This is a genomic window from Mediterraneibacter torques (genome assembly GCF_044591705.1).
GTDB classification, from domain to species: Bacteria; Bacillota; Clostridia; order Lachnospirales; family Lachnospiraceae; genus Mediterraneibacter; species Mediterraneibacter torques.
This window is the reverse complement of record NZ_CP172594.1, coordinates 2,831,958-2,856,919: the sequence shown is the minus strand read 5'-3', so window position 1 is coordinate 2,856,919 and position 24,962 is coordinate 2,831,958. Positions and strand designations below refer to the sequence as shown.

Below are 24,962 nucleotides of genomic sequence, written 5' to 3'. Positions count from 1 at the left end.
AAACAGAAATGGATCGACATATTTCAGCGCCTGTCGGCAGAGAGACGGCAGAAGAACTAAGGGCAGGAGATTATGTATATATTACAGGCACGATATATACAGCGCGTGATGCTGCGCATAAGCGGATGTACGAAACGCTTCGTGAGGGAGAAGACTTACCTATTAATATAGAAGGGCAGGCGATATATTACATGGGACCGTCTCCGGTACGGGAAGGACGCCCGATCGGATCGGCAGGTCCGACAACGGCAAGCCGTATGGATAAATATACTCCCGAATTATTGGATCTCGGAATGGGGGCAATGATTGGAAAGGGAAAAAGAAGTCAAGAAGTGATCGATGCTGTTGTTCGCAATAAAGCGGTTTATTTTGCAGCTGTAGGCGGCGCGGGCGCGCTGCTGTCAAAATGTATTACATCATCGGAAATTGTTGCTTATGAAGATCTTGGTACAGAAGCGATTAGAAAACTTACAGTAGTAAATCTTCCGGTGATAGTGGTGATTGACTCTAAGGGAAATAATCTTTATGAAACAGCGGTAAAGGAGTATCGGAAAATATGAAAAGAATATTGATGATGGTGCTCCGAAATATAATTCTTGTTCCGTTTATGTGGTGCAAGCTTTGTTATCATGCGCATCACGTAGATAAGTATACGGAGGAAGAGCATTATAAGATGCTGAAGTTTATTGTCCGCAGAGCAAACAAAGGCGGAAATGTGACAATAGCGGCTGAAGGGCTGGATAACATACCGAAAGAAAATGGATTTATGTTTTTCCCGAATCATCAGGGAATGTATGATGTTTTGGCTATTATGGATGTGTGTCCGGTTCCGATCTCGGTTGTTGCAAAAAAAGAAGTTGCAAATATTCAGTTTTTAAAGCAGGTGTTTGCTTGTACAAAAGCATATATGATTGACAGAGAAGATGTGCGGCAGGCAATGCAGGTCATTATGAATGTAGCAAAAGAAGTGAAGGCGGGAAGAAATTATATTATTTTCCCGGAAGGAACTCGTTCGAGAAACGGAAATAAAATCGGAACATTTAAAGGTGGAAGTTTTAAAGCGGCAACAAAGGCACGTTGTCCAATCGTTCCGGTGGCGCTGATTGATTCGTTTAAACCGTTTGATACGAAGTCTATCAGTAAAGTGACGGTTCAGGTTTGTTTTTTGCCTCCGCTTTATTATGATGAATACAAAGATATGAAAACGACGGAAATCGCAGCGATAGTTCAGGAAAGAATTAGGAAAACGATAGAGGAAAAGACGGAACTAGCCGTTTACTAAAACAGTTGCTGAAAAAGGGCGGAAAAAGGTTAAAAAAAACTAAATTAATGGTTGACATTATATAGAACGTTTAGTATAATAAATTTCGCATTATCAAGCAAGAATTGAAAAAAAGCTGTGTAAACAGTCGGATTCAGAATCAGGAGAAATACTCAAGAGGCTGAAGAGGCGCCCCTGCTAAGGGTGTAGGTCGGGAAACCGGCGCGAGGGTTCAAATCCCTCTTTCTCCGTTAAGTGTTATCTCAAAAAGTTTTCAGATTGAAGGAAGCTTTGTACGCTTTATGGTATTCTGCATAAGCGGGTGAGAAAACACGTAATATAATACCTGGAGGCTTGAAAAAAACAAGTCGAAAAAGTTTGAAAAAATTGTAAAAAACAGTTGACAAAGATGAAACAAAATGGTATTATAGATGAGCTGACTCGTTGAGAGAAAGCTCCACAAAAAAGAAAATGAAAAAAGTTAAAAAAGTTCTTGACAAACGATAAAGCTTTTGATAAAATATAAAAGCTGTCGCTTGAGACAGAACAAAGAAAGAACCTTGATAACTGAACAATAGACAACAACCCTTGAAAATTTCTTTAAAGAGAAAAATTTTTAAGAACGGTTTGAAAACAAACCAAAACAGTAAAGAGGGAAAGAATTGCTAGTAGTGATTCTTGACCAAGACAAACACTTTTAACGAGAGTTTGATCCTGGCTCAGGATGAACGCTGGCGGCGTGCCTAACACATGCAAGTCGAGCGAAGCACTTTGCTTAGATTCTTCGGATGAAGAGGATTGTGACTGAGCGGCGGACGGGTGAGTAACGCGTGGGTAACCTGCCTCATACAGGGGGATAACAGTTAGAAATGACTGCTAATACCGCATAAGACCACAGCACCGCATGGTGCGGGGGTAAAAACTCCGGTGGTATGAGATGGACCCGCGTCTGATTAGCTGGTTGGTAAGGTAACGGCTTACCAAGGCGACGATCAGTAGCCGACCTGAGAGGGTGACCGGCCACATTGGGACTGAGACACGGCCCAAACTCCTACGGGAGGCAGCAGTGGGGAATATTGCACAATGGGGGAAACCCTGATGCAGCGACGCCGCGTGAGCGAAGAAGTATTTCGGTATGTAAAGCTCTATCAGCAGGGAAGAAAATGACGGTACCTGACTAAGAAGCACCGGCTAAATACGTGCCAGCAGCCGCGGTAATACGTATGGTGCAAGCGTTATCCGGATTTACTGGGTGTAAAGGGAGCGTAGACGGATGGGCAAGTCTGATGTGAAAACCCGGGGCTCAACCCCGGGACTGCATTGGAAACTGTTCATCTAGAGTGCTGGAGAGGTAAGTGGAATTCCTAGTGTAGCGGTGAAATGCGTAGATATTAGGAGGAACACCAGTGGCGAAGGCGGCTTACTGGACAGTAACTGACGTTGAGGCTCGAAAGCGTGGGGAGCAAACAGGATTAGATACCCTGGTAGTCCACGCCGTAAACGATGACTACTAGGTGTCGGGTGGCAAAGCCATTCGGTGCCGCAGCAAACGCAATAAGTAGTCCACCTGGGGAGTACGTTCGCAAGAATGAAACTCAAAGGAATTGACGGGGCCCCGCACAAGCGGTGGAGCATGTGGTTTAATTCGAAGCAACGCGAAGAACCTTACCTGCTCTTGACATCCCGCTGACCGGACGGTAATGCGTCCTTCCCTTCGGGGCAGCGGAGACAGGTGGTGCATGGTTGTCGTCAGCTCGTGTCGTGAGATGTTGGGTTAAGTCCCGCAACGAGCGCAACCCCTATCTTTAGTAGCCAGCGGCCAGGCCGGGCACTCTAGAGAGACTGCCGGGGATAACCCGGAGGAAGGTGGGGATGACGTCAAATCATCATGCCCCTTATGAGCAGGGCTACACACGTGCTACAATGGCGTAAACAAAGGGAAGCGAGACCGCGAGGTGGAGCAAATCCCAAAAATAACGTCTCAGTTCGGATTGTAGTCTGCAACTCGACTACATGAAGCTGGAATCGCTAGTAATCGCGAATCAGAATGTCGCGGTGAATACGTTCCCGGGTCTTGTACACACCGCCCGTCACACCATGGGAGTCAGTAACGCCCGAAGTCAGTGACCCAACCGTAAGGAGGGAGCTGCCGAAGGCGGGACCGATAACTGGGGTGAAGTCGTAACAAGGTAGCCGTATCGGAAGGTGCGGCTGGATCACCTCCTTTCTAAGGAAGAAATATAAGTAGAGTGAGTCGTTGTCTATTGTTTAGTCATCAAGGATGACAAAACTTTTTGGTGGCGATGCGTTCAGGGGTAACACCCGTTCCCATCCCGAACACGATGGTTAAGACCTGAACGGCCGATGGTACTGCACTGGAGACGGTGTGGGAGAGTAGGTGGCCGCCAAATTAAAATGGGCTTATAGCTCAGCTGGTTAGAGCGCACGCCTGATAAGCGTGAGGTCGGTGGTTCGAGTCCACTTAAGCCCATATCCATTAAGGATAATATGAAAAAATAATTTAATATGGGGGATTAGCTCAGTTGGGAGAGCGCCTGCCTTGCAAGCAGGAGGTCACGAGTTCGACTCTCGTATTCTCCACTTGACTTCTTGAAGAAGTCAAAATGTGTACCTTGAAAACTGCATACAGAGAAAATCAATGATAAGATAAAATATCTAATCAAGACATCCGAGGTAATGTTATTTAACAATTACTATAAAGTTTGAAGAAAACAAACTAAAAATAAATTGGCCTAGAACCAACACATGTAACGCTATACATGTGTGGATAGAAGTTCATTCCCGTGAACAACTATCGTTTGGTTATGCTGATAAGAGCGTATGGTGGATGCCTTGGCACTAAGAGCCGATGAAAGACGTGATAAGCTGCGAAAAGCTTCGGGGAGGGGCAAATACCCATCGATCCGGAGATTTCTGAATGGGGAAACCTAACTGAGCAAACCTCAGTTATCCTGACGCCAATCCATAACGTCAGGAAGGGAACCCGGTGAACTGAAACATCTAAGTAGCCGGAGGAAGAGAAAACAACATGTGATTCTGTGAGTAGCGGCGAGCGAAAACGGAAGAGCCCAAACCGGGATGCGTGCATCCCGGGGTTCGGACCGCGGAATTGATTCAACAAGTTTAGCAGAACAGTTTTGGGAAAGCTGACCAAAGAGGGTGAAAGTCCCGTAAGCGAAAGGCGAGTTGACATGGCGGTATCCAGAGTAGGTCGAGACACGTGGAACCTTGACTGAATATGCGGGGACCACCCCGTAAGGCTAAATACTCCTTAGTGACCGATAGCGCATAGTACTGTGAAGGAAAGGTGAAAACCCGGGAGGGGAGTGAAAAAGAACCTGAAACCATATGTTTACAAGCTGTGGAACATCTTTATATGATGAACCGCGTACTTTTTGTAGAACGGTCCGGCGAGTTACGCTGGCTGGCGAGGTTAAGCACTGAAGGTGCGGAGCCGAAGGGAAACCAAGTCTGAACAGGGCGAAAGTCAGTCGGAGTAGACCCGAAACCGGGTGATCTATCCATGTCCAGGTTGAAGTTGCCGTAAAAGGCAATGGAGGACCCAACCCACATCCGTTGAAAAGGGTGGGGATGAGGTGTGGATAGGGGAGAAATTCCAATCGAACCCGGAGATAGCTGGTTCTCCTCGAAATAGCTTTAGGGCTAGCCTCATACAAGTCTTGCGGAGGTAGAGCACTGAATTCCTACGGGGGCGTCAAAGCTTACCAAGGGATATCAAACTCCGAATGCCGTGTAGATGATGTATGGGAGTCAGACTATCCGAGATAAGTTGGGTAGTCGAAAGGGAAAGAGCCCAGACCTGCAGCTAAGGCCCCAAAATGTGTGTTAAGTGGAAAAGGATGTGGGATTTCGAAGACAACTAGGATGTTGGCTTAGAAGCAGCCATCCATTAAAAGAGTGCGTAATAGCTCACTAGTCGAGAGGTGCGCCGAAAATGTCCGGGGCTGAAACACACTGCCGAAGCTCAGGGATGAACAGTGATCAATACAGATCAATGCAAGAGGAAAGCTTCTTGATGAAATCAAGAAGATTCCAAAACAGATGAAACAGACTGCTGTTGGTCTGCGTTGATCACTGTTCATCGGTAGAGGAGCATTCTTAAAGAGACGAAGCTGTACCGAAAGGAGCAGTGGATTTTTAAGAAGAGAGAATGCCGGAATGAGTAGCGAGAAAGAGGTGAGAATCCTCTTGGCCGAATATCTAAGGTTTCCAGGGTAAAGCTGATCTGCCCTGGGTAAGTCGGGGCCTAAGGCGAGGTCGAAAGACGTAGTCGATGGATAACAGGTTGAAATTCCTGTACTATCCTGTAACAGAACTGTGGGGACGCAGACAGAGAGCACAAGCCGGGAATGGAAAGACCGGTGCAAGCGAGGTAGGAGTACATCAGGCAAATCCGGTGTGCAATCCGAAGACGTGATGCGGATCGAAAAGAAGTAGAGAAGTGTGTGAGCTGGCTGCCAAGAAAAGCCGCTATTGTTTACAGGATACCCGTACCGTAAACCGACACAGGTGGATGAGGAGAGAATCCTAAGGCCGACGGGAGAAGCATTGTTAAGGAACTCGGCAAAATGACTCCGTAACTTCGGGAGAAGGAGTGCCATGCGAATGGCCGCAGAGAATTGGCCCAAGCAACTGTTTAGCAAAAACACAGGTCTATGCGAAACCGAAAGGTGAGGTATATGGGCTGACGCCTGCCCGGTGCTGGAAGGTTAAGGGGAGAGGTTAGCGCAAGCGAAGCTTTGAACTTAAGCCCCAGTAAACGGCGGCCGTAACTATAACGGTCCTAAGGTAGCGAAATTCCTTGTCGGGTAAGTTCCGACCCGCACGAAAGGCGTAATGATTTGGGCACTGTCTCAACAATGCACCCGGTGAAATTGAAATACCAGTGAAGATGCTGGTTACCTGCGCCAGGACGGAAAGACCCCATGGAGCTTTACTCTAGCTTGATACTGGGATTCGATATTGCATGTACAGGATAGGTGGGAGACTAGGAAGTGGTGACGCCAGTTGCCATGGAGTCAATGTTGGGATACCACCCTTGCAGTATTGGGTTTCTAACCAGCAGCCGTGATCCGGCTGGGGGACAATGTCAGGTGGGGAGTTTGACTGGGGCGGTCGCCTCCGAAAGGGTATCGGAGGCGCTCAAAGGTTCCCTCAGAATGGTTGGAAACCATTCGAAGAGTGCAAAGGCAGAAGGGAGCTTGACTGCGACACCGACGGGTGGAGCAGGTACGAAAGTAGGACTTAGTGATCCGGTGGTATAAAGTGGGATTGCCATCGCTCAACGGATAAAAGCTACCCTGGGGATAACAGGCTTATCACTCCCAAGAGTTCACATCGACGGAGTGGTTTGGCACCTCGATGTCGGCTCATCGCATCCTGGGGCTGTAGTCGGCCCCAAGGGTTGGGCTGTTCGCCCATTAAAGCGGTACGCGAGCTGGGTTCAGAACGTCGTGAGACAGTTCGGCCCCTATCCGGCGTGGGCGTAGGATATTTGAGAGGAGCTGCCCTTAGTACGAGACTAACCGGGGTGGACTGGCCGCTGGTGTATCTGTTGTATTACCAAGTGCATAGCAGAGTAGCCAAGCCGGGAAGGGATAAACGCTGAAGGCATCTAAGCGTGAAGCCCCCCTCAAGATGAGATATCCCATAACGTCAAGTTAGTAAGACCCCTTGAAGACGACGAGGTAGATAGGGCAGAGGTGGAAGTGTGGTAACACATGGAGCTGACTGTTACTAATAGGTCGAGGGCATAACCAAAGCGGAGATAGGCAATGGATGAAAAAAGATTCTTTGTATGTAGTTTTCAGGGTATAACCTGAATTAAAAAGTGGCCCAGTGGCTCAGTTGGTTAGAGCGCCGCCCTGTCACGGCGGAGGTCGAGAGTTCGAGTCTCTTCTGGGTCGTTATGTGGGGTCTTAGCTCAGCTGGGAGAGCATCTGCCTTACAAGCAGAGGGTCATAGGTTCGAGCCCTATAGGCCCCACTTTAAAAAAATAAGGATGGATTCCCGAGTGGCCAAAGGGGACAGACTGTAAATCTGCTGCAAATTGCTTCGGTGGTTCGAATCCACCTCCATCCATTTAATTATACTTCTGAATATACATTATAAAAGAAGTAAACACGCCGATGTGGCTCAATTGGCAGAGCAGCTGATTTGTAATCAGCAGGTTATCGGTTCGAGTCCGATCATCGGCTTGATCTCAATAGAGATAATTAATTTCATATCGCGGGATGGAGCAGTCTGGAAGCTCGTCGGGCTCATAACCCGAAGGTCGCAGGTTCAAATCCTGCTCCCGCAATTTACACAAGTATATTGTGTATAAGCCCAGATAGCTCAGTTGGTAGAGCAGAGGACTGAAAATCCTCGTGTCGCTGGTTCGATTCCGGCTCTGGGCATTTTCCTTGTAATTAAAAGGAATATAATTGAATAAGGGCGTGTAGCTCAGTTGGTAGAGCACTTGACTTTTAATCAAGTTGTCCGGGGTTCGAATCCCCGCACGCTCACTGTGAATGATAGCGGGAATACTATGATTGAATAGTGTTCCCGTTATTTGTATTGGCGGCATGTTACCGTTTGGCGATATAGAATCATTTTAGTAGACATAAACTTTTTTAGTGTCTACTGTTTTTACTTGCAAAAAATGGTCAGAAAATTATATAATATGGATATTGGTACTGGATATGAGCTCATATGGATGAATCATCATATGGATATGGTGCAAAACACAGTCGTTTGCCCTTCGGAAGAGGAATAAACAGAGTATATAAAAATATATTATGTGTAAGAAGGATGAAATGATGTTATGAAAGTTATTATTGCAGATTACGATGAAGAAGCTATCCGTCTTTTTGAAGAACAATGCAAACAATTTTCATATGTAGAGCTGAGCGGGAAGTTTAATGATTCTGCGGAAACGCTTAAATATGTTTCCAGACATAGAGTGGAAGCGGCTTTTATAAATATCGAATTAAATGGTATGGACGGACTTCAGCTCGGAGAAAAGTTACGGGAATTAAATCCTAAAATAGTTCTTGTATTTTTTATAGAACATACAGAATATATATTGGAGGCACTTCGGATAAAAGCGGATGGTTATATGATCAGGCCGTATACTATGGAAGATTTAACATGGACTATGGGAAATGCAAAACTTCTCAGTCGGCGACAGAAGAAGCCGGCATATATTAGGACATTTGGCCGATTCGACTTATTTATTAATGGAGAACTTGTGATATTTTCCAATAAAAAGGCAAAAGAACTGCTTGCGTTATGTGTGGACAATAAAGGCGGAGTTGTGACAATGGAAGAAGCCGTTGACAAACTCTGGGAGAATCGTTTGTACGATGAAAAGGTAAAAAATCTGTATCGCAGGGCGGTTATGGATTTGAATAAGATATTCAGTACATATGGGATTAAAGATGTATTTGTTAAGAAACGGGCTGCCTGTTGGATTAATTATGCCAATGTGGACTGTGATTATTATATGTGGATAGAAGAAAATATATTATCCGGTACAGGGAAAAGTGTTAGAAGCGGCATTGATACCCGGGGGGGATATGACGGAGTATTCATGGGCTGAAGAAACAAATGCCCGAATCAACAGGTATAAATTCAGGGAAGATAACTAAAAACAGAGAAAAAGTAAAACCGATTTATTGTAGAAATTATTAAAATTTCGACAATAGATCGGTTTTTCACATATAGTGGATTATTAATGCGGAAAATGTGAAAAAGTAAAAATATAATAGCTTGAAAAAGGAGAAAATGGCAAGTTATTCACACTTTGTTAACGTATGATTTTATATGCTGTTGAAAAGATGGAGCTATTTTGCATTATTTAGAAAAAATATGTAAGGGGAGTGATGAATTTAGTGAAATGATGTCAAATACTCCATTGATTTTATATAGATTGATGCAGGGTTAATAGGAATATAAATAATTCTGTAAATAAGCAAGAAAGGAAAGATAGTGACTATGAGGAAAAAGAAAAATAGTAAACTGCGTTCAGCGCTGGCGATTTTTCTTGCCGGGGCTATGGTGCTCGGAATGATACCCGGTGGTATGGGACAAGTCTATGCCTCAGATTCGACTCCGACTCCGGCGGTAGCGTTTGATGAAACCTCTGTGTCAGATCCGTCTACTGTGGATACTTGGAATCAGGTTGTAAAAGATTCGACAGAAAACATCGGACGTATCTGGACAGATAAAACAGTACTCACAGAGGATATTCAGCTTGAGGGCGGAAGCAGACCAAGTGTCAAAAAAGGCGATTCTGATTTCTTAGTTGGATTATCGGCATTGTCATCTACATCGAATACAGTAAAGACGGTTAGCAGACCGTTGGATATCGTACTGGTAGTAGACACGTCAGGTTCTATGGAAAATTCACCGCATATGGGAACTAGGCCTGAGAGTGAGCGATATCGATATGAAGAGATATATGCAGGAAATCTTAGTGAAACAGAAGATCAAGAATATTACACAAAGGATGGAGGCAAAATTACTTCTGAAGGTCAAAAAATTCTGTTTTGGTGGGAATTTACGCACTGGGAATTAAATGGACAAACGGTCGAGCCGAAGATATCCGCAGAAGATTCCAATCCAAATCACATCCAATTTTACGAGAGAAGAGATTTGGGAACAAATATTACGAAGCTGCAAGCTCTGCAAAATGCAGTAAATAACTTTGTGGAACAAACAGCTAAAATGAATGATTCCATTGATGATATAAAATTACAGCATCGAGTTTCCCTTGTAAAATTTGCAAGTGATGAAAGTGACAACATTGGAAATGATTTTATAAATAACAATTATAATCGTTCACAAATTGTAACGGAATTAAAGTCTTACACAACGAAAAATATTTCGGACTTGACCTCAACAGTGAATAGTCTGATTGCAGCAGGAGCAACTCGCGCAGATTTTGGATTGAATCAGGCGCAGAGAGCATTTCAGCTTGGAGGAACCAGAGAAGGGGCGCAGAAAGTTGTCGTTTTCTTCACAGATGGTCAGCCGACGTCGAATAGTGACTGGAGTAACAGTGTTGCAGCTGCCGCCATTACGAACGCAAAAGAGTTGAAGGATGCGAATGCTTTGATCTACAGTATCGGCGTGTTCCGGGATGCGAATCCGAACGATACAAATACAAGCGCTGGTAACTTTAACGGATATATGCATGCGGTTTCTAGCAACTATCCGGATGCGACTGCTACAAGCAGTACACGACCTAATCGCTATTCTTGTACATTAGGAAAACGCACAGATAATTCTGATTATTATAAAGCGGCAACGGATGCAGATGAATTGAATAATATATTTAATGAGATTTCATCGGATTTGGAAACAGGATTTGGTTTTCCGACACAGACAGAAGGGTATGATCCGGGTAAGGTAGGATATATTACATTTACCGATCAGCTCGGCGAATATATGCAGGTGGATGAATTTAAGAGTTTGGTCTTTGCAGATCAGATATTCGATCCGGTAGGAGAACCGGTTACTGAAAACGGTGTTACTACATATAAATATGAAGGAAGTGCAACAGGAGATACAGAACTTTATCCGAACGGTAATGTAAAAGATATTATCGTTCAGGTGAAGAAAGGGGCAGACCTGAAAACCGGTGATACAGTTACAGTACAGATTCCGGCAGGTTTGATCCCGCTTCGTCACTTTACGTTAGATACAGACAGTGACGGAAATAAAACGATGGATATACAGGAGGCATATCCGCTCCGTATCTTCTATGGTGTCAGCATCAAGCCGGAGGTCCGGGAAAGAATTGCCGACGGACTAAACCCGAATGATGCAGATGACGAGGCGCTTCAGCAATATCTGAACGCTCATAATGAGAATGGAGTTCCGTATTTCTATTCAAACTATTATAACGGACAATACATAGATCCGAATGGAAAGACATTGGGCAATACGACTGCTTCTTTCCAACCGGCAAAGAAAAATACATTTTATTATTTTACAGAAGATACTCCGATTTATACAGATAAAGATTGTACAATGGCAGTAAAGAACGAGCCGAGTGCGGATCAGACGTATTATTATAAGAGACCGTATGTGCAGTTAAACGGAGGTCAGGTTGAAGAAATCGACGGCAAGGTAGCCTTTACGGGATCAAACTTCCAGCAGGCAAGTGCGAACTTCGGTATAAATGACAAGGGAGAATACTTTATCAAGTCCGGTTCTGCACGATTGACAAGAATCGATGCGTTGATAGATGATAAAACAGAGAACATAACAAATACGGCGGATGTAGTGATCGATCCGATTTGGGATAATATCAATAATCCCGATTACTTAAATGTTTATCTGGGAAATAACGGAAGGCTTGCGCTTGAGCTTCCGGGCGCTCTTGCAATCAGCAAAGATGCCCGCGTGGCAGCGAATAAAAATCTGAATGCGGATGAAATATTAAAAGATAAAAAGTTCACATTTGAGATCAGTATTCCGTCTATGAAGGGAAAAACAGTCAAAGCGGAAGTACGAAATGCGCAAAATGAAATTCAGGGAAAAGCATTTGAACTGGAATTTGATAAGACCGGAGCTGCCAAGTATCAGATTAAAGATGACGAAACGCTGTATATTCATGGATTGGATAAAGATGCGCAATATACCGTAACCGAAAAAGAACTGCCGAAAGGATTTGAACTGACGGCAGTTGATAAAAAGGCGGACGCAAAAGAGGCGGCTGGAACGATCGTTTCAGGAAAATCTGTAAAACATGTGTTTGAAAATACATATGACGTAGATGAAATCACGCTTGCCGAAACTGATTTCGCAAGTTATGAGAAACAGTTTGACCGGTGGGATATTGCAGATAAGTTCCGAATCGAATTGATTCCGACAACAGAAGGAGCTCCGCTTCCGAATGGAGCTGCTGATGGTAAAAAAGGCGTTGAGGTAACAGAAAAAAATTCATCAGGAAACTTCGGAGAGATCACATTTTCTCATCCCGGAGTATATGAATATGAAATTCAGGAGAAACAGCCGGCAAGTGCAATACCGGGAGTTATATATTCTCTGGCATCCTATACATATCGGGTAACGGTGACCGATAATGGAGACGGAACATTATCCGCTGTGGCAGAAATGGAAAAAACGGCTAATGACGACGGGGCGTCAGTAGGAAATACGCCGATTCCGGTTGAGAATAAAACAGCGGTATTTGTAAATGATTTCCATGCAGATTCCGCAACGACATCTATACTTGCAAAAAAAGTGTATGCAGATGAAAGCGGAGCGAATCCGTTGAAAAACGGAATGTTTGAATTTAAACTCAAAGCGACCGGAGACAACGCAGAGCAGGCGCCAATGCCGACCGGAGAGAAGGATGAAAATGGTTATATCCATGTAGTCAACGTCGGAACAGGAATTACATTCGGTAACATGGTGTTTACAGAGGAGAATGTCAGTGATACACCGTGGACGTATGAAATTGCAGAAGTGATTCCGGAAACTGCGGTTAATAATGGAGACGGAACTTATACTTTAAACGGTATAACTTATAAGGCACAAACATATTCCGTATCTATTATGGCAAAGGCACAAGGTTCAGGCGAGGATGCGTATATTGTCATAGAAAAAACATACAGCAAAGCAGAAGGAGCAGTTGCTGAAGATCAGGTTGTATTCAACAACAGTTATGAACCGAAGCCTATAGTACTTCCGGGTGAGGGAGAATCAGCGGTACAGGGAAGAAAAACTTTAGTCGGACGCGATTCTCTTGTGGATGAAGAGTTCTCCTTTACATTGAGTGCTGCAAATACCGCAGCAAGAACCGGTCTTAAAGAAAATTTCATTATCTTCAATGGAGATACGGCTCAGGATACGATGCAAAAAACGGTGAACGGACTGACGAATAATCAGGCTGCAACATTTGATTTTGACAGTATCGAGTTCAAACGTCCGGGAACATATGTATTTAGTGTAGTAGAAAATGCCCCGGAAAACGGAAACGGAATGGTATATGACCGACATACAGCAAGAGTACGGGTTATTGTGACAGATGAGAACGGAGAATTAAAGGCAGAAACAGCTTACTATAACGGTGAAGGCGCAGATACTGATGCGGCTGCATTTGTCAATCTGTATACAGCGTCTGCAACTTACGGAACAGGCGCGGAACTGATTGTAGAAAAGACGTTATCCAGACGTGCTCTGAAAGCGGGCGAATTTACATTTAAAATCGAGGCGGCAGACAGTGATACTGTAAATGCTGAGACAGCGGATGCTAAATTGTCAGATTCTGACAGAGAATTTACAAACACATCAGGAGCGGCAGACGGTGTTGCATCTCGGATCTTTGACAAATTGTCAGGGGTGACCTTTACACAGGATGATGCAGGAAAGACGTTCAGCTACGTTCTTTCAGAGGCAGCAGGAAATTTACCGGGAGTTACATACTCAAAGGACACATATCGCTTTGATATTACGGTAGTAGATAACGGCGACGGAACGATGCATACAGAAACGAAAGTTACAATGCAGGGAGATGGTGTGACAGCAGAAGCTCATCATGATAGTTCAGACGGAAGAGATACGATAGTAGCAGGTTTTACGAACGGATATCATGCAGACAGCGTGGAAGTAGACTTCACAGAAGCGGCAGCATTGTTCCACAAACGACTGGTTGGACGCGACTGGAAAGAAGATGATTCGTTTACATTCAATCTTACGGCAGAAGATGGAACTCCAATGCCGAAAGATACGGAAGGCAATGATGTAACAAGCGTTACTGTATCACAGAAAGGCGGAACGGAAGATGGTACGGATGTACCGTTTGGATTCGGAAAGGTCACATATGATACAGTCGGAAAGTATTCCTACACTGTTACAGAAGAGAATGCAGGACAAACCATTAACGGAGTGACTTATAGTAAGAATGAGGCAAAAATAATAGTTGATGTTTCTGATCCGGGAAATGGGCAGTTGACCGCAAATATACAGTCCTATAGTACGATATTTATTAATGAATACGGCGCTTCTCTGAACCTCGGAGCGGCAGGCGGACTTGCAATTACAAAAACAGTGACAGGTCATGCATTAGCGAAAGAGCAGTTTGAATTTAAGGTAAAAGCGGTTAAGACAGACACTGCTACAGCAGATGAAGCAGCAGAACTCTTTGGATTTAAAGAGGGAGAGACAGAGGTTACATTTAAGAACAACGAAGCGGCGGCAGATGGACAAACTGTAACCATGTTAAAAACAGATACGAACTTTACGTTGAAGAATCTGGGTAAAGTATACAAATATGAAGTATCGGAAATGAATGATAAGAAACCGGGATATACATACGATGATACTGTTTATACAGTAGAATTATGGGTAACAGATGATGGAGACGGAACATTAACGCTTCATACAAAGGTGACAGATGAAAAAGGCAGTGTCATAAGCGAAGAGACAAGCAATGAAACAGATCAAAAGCAGACTGTTCTCGCATTCAACAACAGCTATGCCGGAAGCGGTGTTCTTGACGGATCAGCAAATCTTGCAGGAACAAAGAAGATGGATGGTCCATGGGAAGCAACCGACAAAGATTTATCTGGCTTCCGGTTCACTATCACGGGCGGTGACGAAGCAACGAATGCGGCAATTACAGCAGGCACAGTTGTATTACCGCAGAGTGTAACGGCAACTTCTGATGCAGACGGCAACTTCAACTTTGGAGATATTACCTTTAATAAGAAGGGAACTTACAAATTCACAGTCAGTGAAGTTGTACCGGCAGAGGGAGACAAGATTCCGGGAGTTGCCTATAATGCAGAGACGGTTACGATTATCGTTAATGTTACGGATAATGATGACGGAACATTAACAGCGGCGCTGGCAGAAGGATCACAGGAATTAATATTTACGAATACTTATGCAACAACGCAGGATGCAACATTTACGCCATCCGTAGTGAAGGAGGTAAAGGGGCTTAATGCGAAAGAGATCTTTACATTCAAGCTGAGCGCAGCCGATGAAGCAACGAAGGCGGCGATTGACAGTGGAACACTGACCGGAATTGGAACGACGGCAGATCTATACAGCTCAGAGAAAACGACAACTAAACTGATTCCAAAGGATGGAACAGAGCAAGTAGACTTTAATGCGCTGACATTTAAGAAAGCCGGAACTTATAAGTTTACCGTTCAAGAGACCAATGCAAATGCACCGACAGGATGGACGTATGATTCTCATACATATGAGATTATTATTAAAGTAACAGACCAGGATTCTGTATTGAAGGCAACACAAGAGATCAATGCTGACGGGGTGACCAATTCACAAATCTTCATCAATAAATTTGAAGCATCGACAACTTACGGTGATGAAGGCGGACTGAATGTTACAAAGACATTGAATGGACGTACACTTGCAGCAGATATGTTTGATTTCACAATTACCAGTGAAGCAACTGACAGTGTAACTGCAGAAGAAGCAGAAGCAAAACTTGCAGAGGCTGATAAGAGCTTTAAGAATACTGCACCAGGCAAAGACGATGTCGCGGTGATGAGTAAGCTTAGTGACGTGAAGTTTGATGAAACAGACATTGGTAAGACATATCAATACTCCGTTCGCGAGGCAGCAGGCACCGATACAAAGTATACGTATGATCAAGTATCAGCGACCGTTGCAATTACGGTACAGGAGAAAGATGGAGAACTGTATACGGTAACAACCGTAACCAAGGGAGACGATAGTAAGGAATATAGTTCGGCAGAAAGTAAAGCTACAGCAGTAGCGCCGTTCGTAAACAGCTATACACCGGATATCGTAACCATTGAGCCGGGAGCATTTGCCGGAAAGGTAACGAAAGTTCTGAAAGGAAACCGTGACACAGGTTTAGCGGCAGGTGAATTCAATTTCCAAATGAAGATTACACCGGCAGATGATACAAGCAGCATGGACAATGTTGTACTTCCGGAGGGAGCAGTTGGAGATACAATCACATCGGCAAACGCGGCAGACGGTTCTGTAAGCTTCGGAAATATTCAGTTCAAAGCGGCAGGAAACTATCATGTAGAGATTACGGAAGTAGTTCCGGAATATGCTGATCCGAATATGACGTATGACAAGCATACCTTTAGCTATGACATTGCAGTGACTTATAATGCGGCGGAGGGAACGTTGTCAGCGAAAGTCGCGGATGGAAGTCAAGCAGGAAGCGCGACATTTACTAATATTTACGAGGCGGAAGACGCGAAGGATGTTATTAACACAGAAGAGCCGTCCACGTCCGTAAATGGCAAGATTGTCGGTGTCGGCGATCAGTTGACTTATACTATCGACTGGGTAAATAATGCAGTAGATGAAACAGGCGCTCCTGCGAAAGCGGAGGTGAAGATCACAGATATTGTACCGAAAGGTACGGAATATGTAAGCGCAGATACGAATGGAGTTTATGAAGAGACTTCAAAGACAATCACCTGGACGCTTGGCGAGCAGGAAGCAGGAGCTTTCGGAACGGTAAGCTTTGTAGTAAAAGTGCTTGACAGCGCAGGCGGAACAGCGGTAGAAAATACGGCAGAGATTACCATTGGAGACAACGATCCAAATCAGACCAATACAGTTACCACGAACGTTCCGGGCAAAGATTCTGTAGTAGAAGGCGACGGAGAATTACAGGTCGGCAAGGTTTTGACCTATACCATTTCCTATAAGAACCCGGAAATTGAAGCGGCGACAGTTATCATTACAGACAGCATTCCGGAAGGTCTTGATTATGTAGACGACAGCGCGGGCGAATATGCATCGTATAACGCAGAGACACGTATGCTGACATGGAAGATTGCAGATGTTCAGCCAGGAGCAGACGGAACGGTTACATTTGATGCTAGAGTAAATGAAAGCGCCGAGACAGTAGTTGAGAACAAAGCGACGATCCAGATCGGCGAAAATGGACCTGAATATGAGACGGATACCGATCGGAAAGAGATTCCGAAAGATGGAAATCTTTCCATCAGTAAAACCATCGTACTGACAGAAGGTCAGGGCACAGGGATCGACAAAGAGAAAGAGTTTACATTTATAGTAGCGCTTAAGGATGCCAAAGGTACGGCATTGACGAAAGAATATGCTTACGCCGTAACAGGCGAAAGCGGAGAGGAAATCAAGAAAGGTAATGCTGCAGACGGTACCGAGATTTCCTTCCAGCATGGACAGAAGGCAGTGATTACCGGACTTCCGGCTGGCGCGCAGTATACGGTAACTGAAAAAGAAGTTGACGGATACACCACAACTGTAAACGGAAACGCCGGCAATGCGGCAAGCGGTACGATTACTTCAAATACAACTGCAGAAGCAAACTTTACGAATACGTACAGCGTGGCAGGAAGTCTTAGCGGAAGCGAAGCGCTTAAAGTGACGAAGGAACTGACAGGAAGAAAATGGCTTGATACAGATACGTTTAGCTATACGTTGACGGCAGCGGATGAAGCGACAGTGGAAGCCATTGAGAATGGATTTATCACGCTTCCGGAAAATGCAGGCGGACTTGAGATTACAAAAGCATCTGCAGGACATCAGGCGGCATTTGGAGATATCCAATTTACGATCGCCGGAACGTTCAAGTTCAATGTTACGGAGCAGCCAAGCGGTATCGCCGGTATTACGGACGATCAGGAAGCGGAAAGAACTGTGGTTGTGAAAGTGACAGACAAGAAAAACGGAACGCTCGAAGCAGCCGTTGTCGAAGGCGAGAGTGAGAATCTGACCTTTATCAATACATATGGCGCAGGCACAGGAGACGAGGATATCGCGGCGAAGATCGAGGCGTCGAAGAAACTGACCGGACGTGATATGAAGGCGAATGAGTTCCGATTTGAAATTGTGACAAGAGCGGCAGAAAATCCGGAAGGATTCAAGGAAACTTTCGCAGCGGCAGGAACGAATACAGAAGCTGCGGAAGGAGCGGAAGGAGCAGTAAAATTTGCAGGAAATGACGGCGCTCTGACGTATACGACGGAGTCGCTTGATCAGGCAGTAAAAGACGGATATGCCGTAAAATCTGAAAATGATGACGGTTCGGATGTATGGACGGTCAGCTATACCGCAAGAGAGATAACAGACAAACTTCCGGGCGGAGTAACCGCAGTAGAAGGAAAGACGTCTTTCGACTTTACGGTCGTAGTGACAGATCGTACAGATGGAACATTAACTGCACAAGTACAGCTTCCGGAAGGCGGTATTGTATTTGAAAATGCTTATACTGCCGAAGACACAGAGGTCAATACAGATCCTGCGGACGCAAAATCATACTTTAATAAAGTGCTGACAGGGCGCGGTTGGTTAGGAACAGACGAGTTTACATTTACCATTACGCCGCAGGATGGCGCGCCGGCGGCGGAAGACGCGGCGGCAGACGGTACGAAAACAGTAACAGTAACGTCTGACAGTGCAAAAGCAGGAGAAGCTGTTCTGTTTGGTTTCGGAAAGATCCGGTTTACAGATGAGGATATGAACGGAGCTGCCGCAGGACAGGATGGAACAAGGACGAAAGAATTCCGTTACACAGTGAAAGAAAATCCGCTTCCGGATGGAAAGATGACGGGAGTGACGATCGACGGACATGAGGCGACATTGAAGATCACAGTATCGGATAACCTGGAAGGTAAATTGGAAGTAACAAACATCGCCTCCGAAAACGGAACATTTACAAATGAGTACAAATCCCAGCTTGATTATGCGGCGGCAGGAGGACTGCAGATCACGAAGGCGCTGAACGGAAGAGATATGGAAAAAGATCAGTTCACCTTTACAGTGACGCCGAAAGCGACGGAAGGAAGCACGACTGCGGAAGAAGCGGCGGAAAAATTCGGACTTGCGAATGCGGCAAATACATATAAGAATGAAGCCGCAGAAGCAGGCGCAGTGACGACGATCAACGTACTCGACGGAAAGAACGTTACATTTACGCAGGCAGACGCAGGCAAGACGTTTACCTATGAAGCGGCGGAGACGGCGGGAACAAATACAGCTTATACGTATGATACAGATGTAAGAACCGTAACAGTCAAAGTAAAAGATAATAACAATTCGACGCTGACGGTAACGACACGGGTTACGAAAGTAAAAGACGGTCAGGAAGTGATCGTGGACGAGCAGGAAGTAACAACAGGAGAAGTCGGTCAGAAAAAAGCGACTATATCGTTTGTAAATACATACAACGACGAACCGGTCGAGCTTGGCGGAGAAGGAAGCGTGAAGATCAACGCGACAAAGACGCTGGCAAACAGACCGCTGACAGACGGAGAATTTACGTTTAGAATATTTGATAAAAAAGGAAATCCGGTTGTCGGCAAAGACGCCGAGGCGACAGGTACGAACGCGGCGGACGGAAGCATTACGTTTGCTCCGGTAAGCTACGATACAGACAGACTAATGGCAGATGTGAAAGCAGGAATCGCATCCGTAGACAAAAAGTCTCAGGCTCCGGCATATGTCTACACATATGACTATACGGTGACGGAAGACAACCCGTCCGGCGGAGTGACAGGTATTGCGACGACATTTGCGATCCAGGTGATCGTTACAGACCGCGGCGACGGAACGCTGGCGATCGAAGTGAAATATCCTGACGGAAAAGATTCGCTTCCGTTTGAGAATGTATACGGCAAGTCTGCAAATGCAGAGATCGCGCTGAACGGAAAGAAAGTATATGAGAAAGAATCCGTCAACGCGCCGGATATAGCAGGAAAGTATACATTTACGATCACAGGAACAGATGAACTTGGAAATCCTGCGCCGATGCCTGTAAAAGACGGCAAAGTCGTGACAGAGACGACGAACGATGCGGCAGGAAATATCGATTTCGGAAAACTTGTCTATACGATGGAAAATGTATTTGGTTCAGCGGAAAGTCAGGATGAGCAGACAAATGCAAATCAGGATGTGGAAGCAGGAGAAGACCCGGCGGATACAAATCAGAATGCGGAAGCAGGACAAGACCCGGCGGCAGCCGATACAGCGGAAGATAAGACGGCGGCAGAAGATGCGGCAGACGCGGCAGAAAACGCGGCGTCAGAAGAAACGGCGGGAGACGGAACAGAAGGAACGAAAGCGCCGGAAACAGATGAAACAGACATTGAAGCAAACGGCGGATCGAACGCCGGATCAAGCGGAGAAGATCAGGACAAAGAAGCGGCAGGAGCGGCTTCGGCGGACGGCGGAAACGTCGTTGATCAAGCCGGAACAATGAACGCGCAAGAAGCAGGTCAGGCGAACAGATTCAGCGAGCCTCGGACAAAAGTTTATACTTATAGAGTGACAGAGTCCGGCAGCATGGCGGGCGTGACGAACGATTTGGCGGCTGCGGAAGGAAAGACGTTTACAGTAACCGTGACAGACAACGGCGACGGAACGATCAGCGCCGTTTCCTCATGGCAGAATGATTTCGCATTTGAGTTTACAAACACATACCGTGTAAATCCGACAGATTACAGTGTGAATGAACATATCAGCATCAAAAAAGAGCTGACTGGACGTGATCTGCACGAGGGAGAATTTACATTTGAACTCATCGATGAGTCCGGAAATGTTGTGGCTTCGGCAGTGAATGAGGCGGACGGAACGGTTCGTTTCGGAGCTCTGCATTACACAGAAGCAGGCACATACAATTATGTGATCCGCGAGGTGGAAGGTACAGCCGGAGGCGTACAATACGATTCGGCAGAGCATACGGTGACTGTCATTGTGACAGATAACGGCGACGGTACATTGAGCGCGAAAGCAGAGACGAAGAGCGGAGAAGATATGAACGGCATCGTATTCCGAAATATCTACGAAGCTCGTCCGGCGTCGGTAACGCTCGGAGCTTCCAAGACTTATAAGGGAGCGGAGCTGAAAGACAAACAGTTTACGTTCGTGCTCAAAGACAAGGATGGAAACGTTGTGTTTGAAGCGAAGAACGGCGCAGACGGACAGGTTATGTTTGAGACGCTGATCTATGACCGGGCGGGCGTATATGAATACACAATTTCTGAGAAAAATGATGGGCAGAAAAATGTAACATACGACGAAACCGTATACAATGTAACGATTACGGTTACAGACAACGGAAAAGGCAATTTGATCGCAGAGGCGGTATACGGAGACGGCAGGACGCCGCAATTCGTTAATACATATGTGAAACCCCAAAATCCGGTGAAACCGGAACAGCCGACCCCGACTGTAAAACCACAGAATCCGGGAGCGGTGCAGACCGGAGATCATAATTCGTTTGCGGGAACGCTGGGAATGGCGGCGCTTGCTTTAGCGGTGGCAGCAGGTGTTATGATCAGAAGAAAGAAAAAATCATAAAATAACGTGATTTTGGAAATGAGAGCAGCGGCAGAGGATGCCGCTGCTTTTTTGTATATAGCCATAGTCAATCATAAAGCTCTGTGTTAGAATAAAGCAGTGATATGACGATGTAAAGAAACAAGAGAAAAGAACCGATGTACAGAGGACAGGGTGACCGGAGGGATATGATGGAGCATTTATATAGAAAATTAAAGGAATATGCGAACACGGGTTATTATCCGTTTCATATGCCGGGGCATAAAAGGAATACTGCGCTGATTGGATCAGAACTTCCATATGAACTGGATATCACAGAAATCGACGGATTTGACGATCTTCATCATTCGGAGGGGATACTGAAGGAACTGCAGGAGTATGCGGCGTGCGTATATCATGCGGAGGAAACGCATTACCTTGTGAACGGGAGCACAGTCGGGCTGCTGAGTGCGGTTATGGGAAGCACAAACTCGGGAGATTGTATTTTAATGGCAAGAAACTGTCATAAATCGGTCTATAACGCAGTCTTTATGAACCAACTTCATCCGATTTATATTTATCCTGAAAACGGAGCAATAAATCCCGGTGAAGTTAAGCGGATTCTTGAGGAAAATCCGAATGTGAAGATTGTTGTCATTACATCTCCGACGTATGAAGGCGTTGTTTCGGATGTTGAGCGGATTGCCGGAATTGTTCATGAAAAGGGCATTCCATTGATCATGGATGAGGCGCATGGGGCACATTTCGGGTTCCATCCGTATTTTCCAAAGAACAGTAATACTTTAGGGGCAGATATCGTTATTCATAGTCTGCACAAGACGCTTCCGTCGTTGACTCAGACTGCGCTGCTTCATATGAATGGAGAGCTGGCTAACAGAACGGATATCAGAGAGTACGTCCATATGCTTCAATCGAGCAGTCCGTCATATATACTTATGGCAGGAATAGACGAGTGTGTTCGTTTCGTGGGAGAGAGAAGCTCAGATGTTTTTGACAATTATGTGAAGCGTCTGGAATCTGTAAGAAAGAGAATAAGCAGGCTTTCTGTGTTGAAACTGATTGAGACGGAGAAGTATGACAGGTCGAAGATAGTAACTGCGGTTGGGAATCATGGCGATGAAGACATAAATAGGTTTACAGGAAAACAATTATATGACGTTTTGAAAGATAAATATTTACTACAACCGGAGATGGCATCAGGCTCATACGTTGTTTTGATGACTTCGCCGGCAGATACAGACGAAGGGATGGAGCGCCTTGTGTCTGCATTGGAAGAAATTGACGGCGAACTTGCAAAAAGAGATAAGTATGAAAGAAATAATTCTCTGGCGCGATATATAGTGCAGGATTCAGATACATATCAATATATATTGAAGGACAAGAAAGAACGGGATCATCAGAAGAATATATATATCTATAGTCCGAGCGAGACGAAACGACAGCGTTTAAAAAAGGGATGCGAATCTGTTGAATGGAAAATGTGCGGCGGAAAGGTCGCGGCAGAATATGCCTATATTTATCCACCGGGGATCCCGCTGATCGTTCCGGGAGAACGGATCTCAGAGAAAATAGCGGAAGAGATGTCCGAGTATGAAAAAATGGGATTTCGGATTGAGGGAACAAAGGTGAAAGGAAAGATTGAGGTATTGATAAATGGGTAAAATTTATTGTGTGATGGGAAAGAGTTCTTCGGGAAAGGATACTGTTTATAAAAAGTTAAAAGAGCAATATAAAGAGTTTCGTTTGATTGTTCCCTATACGACCCGTCCGATCAGAGAAGGCGAAAAAGACGGCGTCGAATATTATTTTGTGGATCCGGAACAGTTTCGTGCGATGAAGGAGGACGGGAAGGTGATAGAGTCCCGGTCTTATAACACAAAGTGCGGAATATGGACTTATTTTACTGCGGATGACGGGCAGATCGATCTAAGCGCCGCAGATTATCTTTTGATCGGAACGCTCGTGTCATATCAGGCTTTGCGGGAATATTTCGGAGAGGAGGCGATCGTGCCGGTTTATCTCGAAGTGGAAGACGGACTGCGGCTTGCCCGCGCGCTTGAGCGGGAACGCAGACAGGAGAAGCCGAAATATGCGGAGATGTGCCGCCGTTTTCTTGCGGACGAGGAGGACTTTTCGGAAGAAAATCTTATCAAAAGCGGGATTACAGAGCGGTTTGGCAATGAAGATTTCACAGAGTGTCTGAATAAAATACAAAGATATATTGAAGAAATAAGATAGATTTTATCAGTTTTTATGAGATTTCACTCTTTTGTAATACCTTTTAATTTAAAATTGTAGTACAATAGGAGTATGTCTTGAAAGGGAAACGTCTTCTGAGAGGCATTTTGGAAAATTAATTTTAAGAGTGCAGGTGATATGGATGAGTGGTTTTAAAGACGTAGTAGGACATAAGAATATTATTAAGTACATTCAGAACGCAGTGACTGCGGACGCAGTTTCTCATGCGTATATTTTGAATGGCGAGAGAGGTTCAGGGAAGAAGCTGCTTGCGAATTTGTTTGCCATGAGCCTGCAATGTGAAAACCGGGATGAAGACGGCGACGCCTGTGGAAAATGCCGTTCGTGCAGGCAGGCGGCAGGCGGAAATCAGCCGGATATTATCCGGATCATGCATGAGAAACCGAATACGATCGGAGTAGGAGATATCCGTACGCAGGTGAATGACGATATTATGATCCGGCCGTACAGCAGCAAATATAAAATCTATATTATAGCAGATGCGGATATGATGAGCGTGGAGGCGCAGAACGCGCTTTTGAAAACAATCGAAGAACCGCCGGAGTATGCCGTTATCATGCTTCTGACGGAGAATGCGGAGACACTTCTTCCGACGATCCGTTCAAGATGTGTTATGATGAAGCTTCGCAATATTAAAGATCAGCTCGTGAAAAAATATCTCATGGAGCAGTTGGAAGTGCCGGATTATAAAGCAGATGTCTGCGTTGCTTTTGCTCAGGGAAATATGGGGAAGGCGATCATGTTGGCAAACTCCGAATATTTCAATGAGATTAAAGAGGAAGTTGTACATTTGCTGAGAAATATCGACGAGATGACAGTTCCGGATCTGATGGAAGCGGTAAAACGCTGCATGATATATAAGATGGAGATCAGCGATTATCTTGATATGATCGCGATATGGTACAGAGATGTGTTGATCTATAAAGCAACAAGAAGTGTGGATCGGGTCGTGTTTTCCGATCAGATGAAATATATTCGGGAGCGGGCGAAGAAGAGCTCATACGAGGGGATTGAAAATATTCTCGATTCTCTTGAAAAGGCAAAGGCAAGAATGAAAGCGAATGTAAATTTTGAGCTGACGATGGAACTGCTCCTGCTGACGATAAAGGAGAATTGACAA

At 45.1% G+C, this 24,962-nt stretch carries 7 protein-coding genes, 10 tRNA genes and 3 rRNA genes; all 20 read left to right on the top strand.

The annotated features are described in order from the left end of the window. Positions 1-8: 8 nt before the first annotated feature. The 20 genes from ACH9UM_RS13210 to holB all read left to right on the top strand — a co-directional run bounded on the left by ACH9UM_RS13210 (position 9) and on the right by holB (position 24,959). Positions 9-560, top strand: coding sequence for a Fe-S-containing hydro-lyase (locus ACH9UM_RS13210; RefSeq protein WP_400091555.1), 552 nt, complete (start codon positions 9-11; stop codon positions 558-560). Beyond that, complete coding sequence (locus ACH9UM_RS13205; protein ID WP_004847218.1) at positions 557-1,282, top strand: 1-acyl-sn-glycerol-3-phosphate acyltransferase; 726 nt, start codon at positions 557-559, stop codon at positions 1,280-1,282. Before ACH9UM_RS13210 ends, ACH9UM_RS13205 begins: the two co-directional genes overlap by 4 nt. Before the next feature lie 142 nt (positions 1,283-1,424). After that, a tRNA-Ser gene (locus ACH9UM_RS13200) sits at positions 1,425-1,512 on the top strand. Positions 1,513-1,957: 445 nt separating this feature from the next. Beyond that, positions 1,958-3,488, top strand: a 16S ribosomal RNA gene (locus tag ACH9UM_RS13195). Between the two features lie 66 nt (positions 3,489-3,554). Beyond that, a 5S ribosomal RNA gene (gene rrf, locus ACH9UM_RS13190) occupies positions 3,555-3,672 on the top strand. A 6-nt stretch (positions 3,673-3,678) separates the two neighbouring features. Beyond that, positions 3,679-3,752, top strand: a tRNA-Ile gene (locus ACH9UM_RS13185). Positions 3,753-3,789: 37 nt separating this feature from the next. Beyond that, positions 3,790-3,862: transfer RNA gene (locus tag ACH9UM_RS13180), tRNA-Ala, on the top strand. Positions 3,863-4,082: 220 nt separating this feature from the next. Beyond that, positions 4,083-7,063: ribosomal RNA gene (locus ACH9UM_RS13175) — 23S ribosomal RNA — on the top strand. Together the 16S, 23S and 5S rRNA genes with 10 tRNA genes alongside form the textbook arrangement of a ribosomal RNA operon. Positions 7,064-7,135: 72 nt before the next feature. Continuing rightward, positions 7,136-7,209: transfer RNA gene (locus ACH9UM_RS13170), tRNA-Asp, on the top strand. 6 nt (positions 7,210-7,215) lie between these two features. Beyond that, positions 7,216-7,288 (top strand) — tRNA-Val (locus tag ACH9UM_RS13165). Between the two features lie 14 nt (positions 7,289-7,302). Continuing rightward, a tRNA-Tyr gene (locus ACH9UM_RS13160) sits at positions 7,303-7,384 on the top strand. 43 nt (positions 7,385-7,427) lie between these two features. After that, positions 7,428-7,500, top strand: a tRNA-Thr gene (locus ACH9UM_RS13155). Between the two features lie 30 nt (positions 7,501-7,530). After that, positions 7,531-7,604: transfer RNA gene (locus ACH9UM_RS13150), tRNA-Met, on the top strand. A 24-nt stretch (positions 7,605-7,628) separates the two neighbouring features. Next, a tRNA-Phe gene (locus ACH9UM_RS13145) sits at positions 7,629-7,701 on the top strand. Between the two features lie 35 nt (positions 7,702-7,736). After that, positions 7,737-7,809 (top strand) — tRNA-Lys (locus ACH9UM_RS13140). 299 nt (positions 7,810-8,108) lie between these two features. Further along, a complete protein-coding gene (locus tag ACH9UM_RS13135) occupies positions 8,109-8,885 on the top strand; it encodes a response regulator (protein ID WP_302242021.1) in 777 nt (258 codons plus the stop codon). A gap of 395 nt (positions 8,886-9,280) precedes the next feature. Then, entirely contained in the window at positions 9,281-21,604 is a 12,324-nt protein-coding gene (locus ACH9UM_RS13130) for a Spy0128 family protein (protein ID WP_400091552.1), read from the top strand. Between the two features lie 137 nt (positions 21,605-21,741). Then, entirely contained in the window at positions 21,742-23,244 is a 1,503-nt protein-coding gene (locus ACH9UM_RS13125) for an aminotransferase class I/II-fold pyridoxal phosphate-dependent enzyme (RefSeq protein ID WP_004845981.1), read from the top strand. Next, a complete protein-coding gene (locus ACH9UM_RS13120) occupies positions 23,237-23,821 on the top strand; it encodes a guanylate kinase (protein ID WP_004845982.1) in 585 nt (194 codons plus the stop codon). Before ACH9UM_RS13125 ends, ACH9UM_RS13120 begins: the two co-directional genes overlap by 8 nt. 142 nt (positions 23,822-23,963) lie before the next feature. Beyond that, a complete protein-coding gene (gene holB / locus ACH9UM_RS13115) occupies positions 23,964-24,959 on the top strand; it encodes a DNA polymerase III subunit delta' (RefSeq protein ID WP_004845983.1) in 996 nt (331 codons plus the stop codon). Positions 24,960-24,962: the final 3 nt, after the last annotated feature.

Coding starts and splice junctions, on each gene's coding strand:
- ACH9UM_RS13210 (WP_400091555.1), top strand. CDS start 9: ATGGATCGACATATTTCAGCGCCTGTCGGCAGAGAGACGGCAGAAGAA.
- ACH9UM_RS13205 (WP_004847218.1), top strand. CDS start 557: ATGAAAAGAATATTGATGATGGTGCTCCGAAATATAATTCTTGTTCCG.
- ACH9UM_RS13135 (WP_302242021.1), top strand. CDS start 8,109: ATGAAAGTTATTATTGCAGATTACGATGAAGAAGCTATCCGTCTTTTT.
- ACH9UM_RS13130 (WP_400091552.1), top strand. CDS start 9,281: ATGAGGAAAAAGAAAAATAGTAAACTGCGTTCAGCGCTGGCGATTTTT.
- ACH9UM_RS13125 (WP_004845981.1), top strand. CDS start 21,742: ATGTACAGAGGACAGGGTGACCGGAGGGATATGATGGAGCATTTATAT.
- ACH9UM_RS13120 (WP_004845982.1), top strand. CDS start 23,237: ATGGGTAAAATTTATTGTGTGATGGGAAAGAGTTCTTCGGGAAAGGAT.
- holB (WP_004845983.1), top strand. CDS start 23,964: ATGAGTGGTTTTAAAGACGTAGTAGGACATAAGAATATTATTAAGTAC.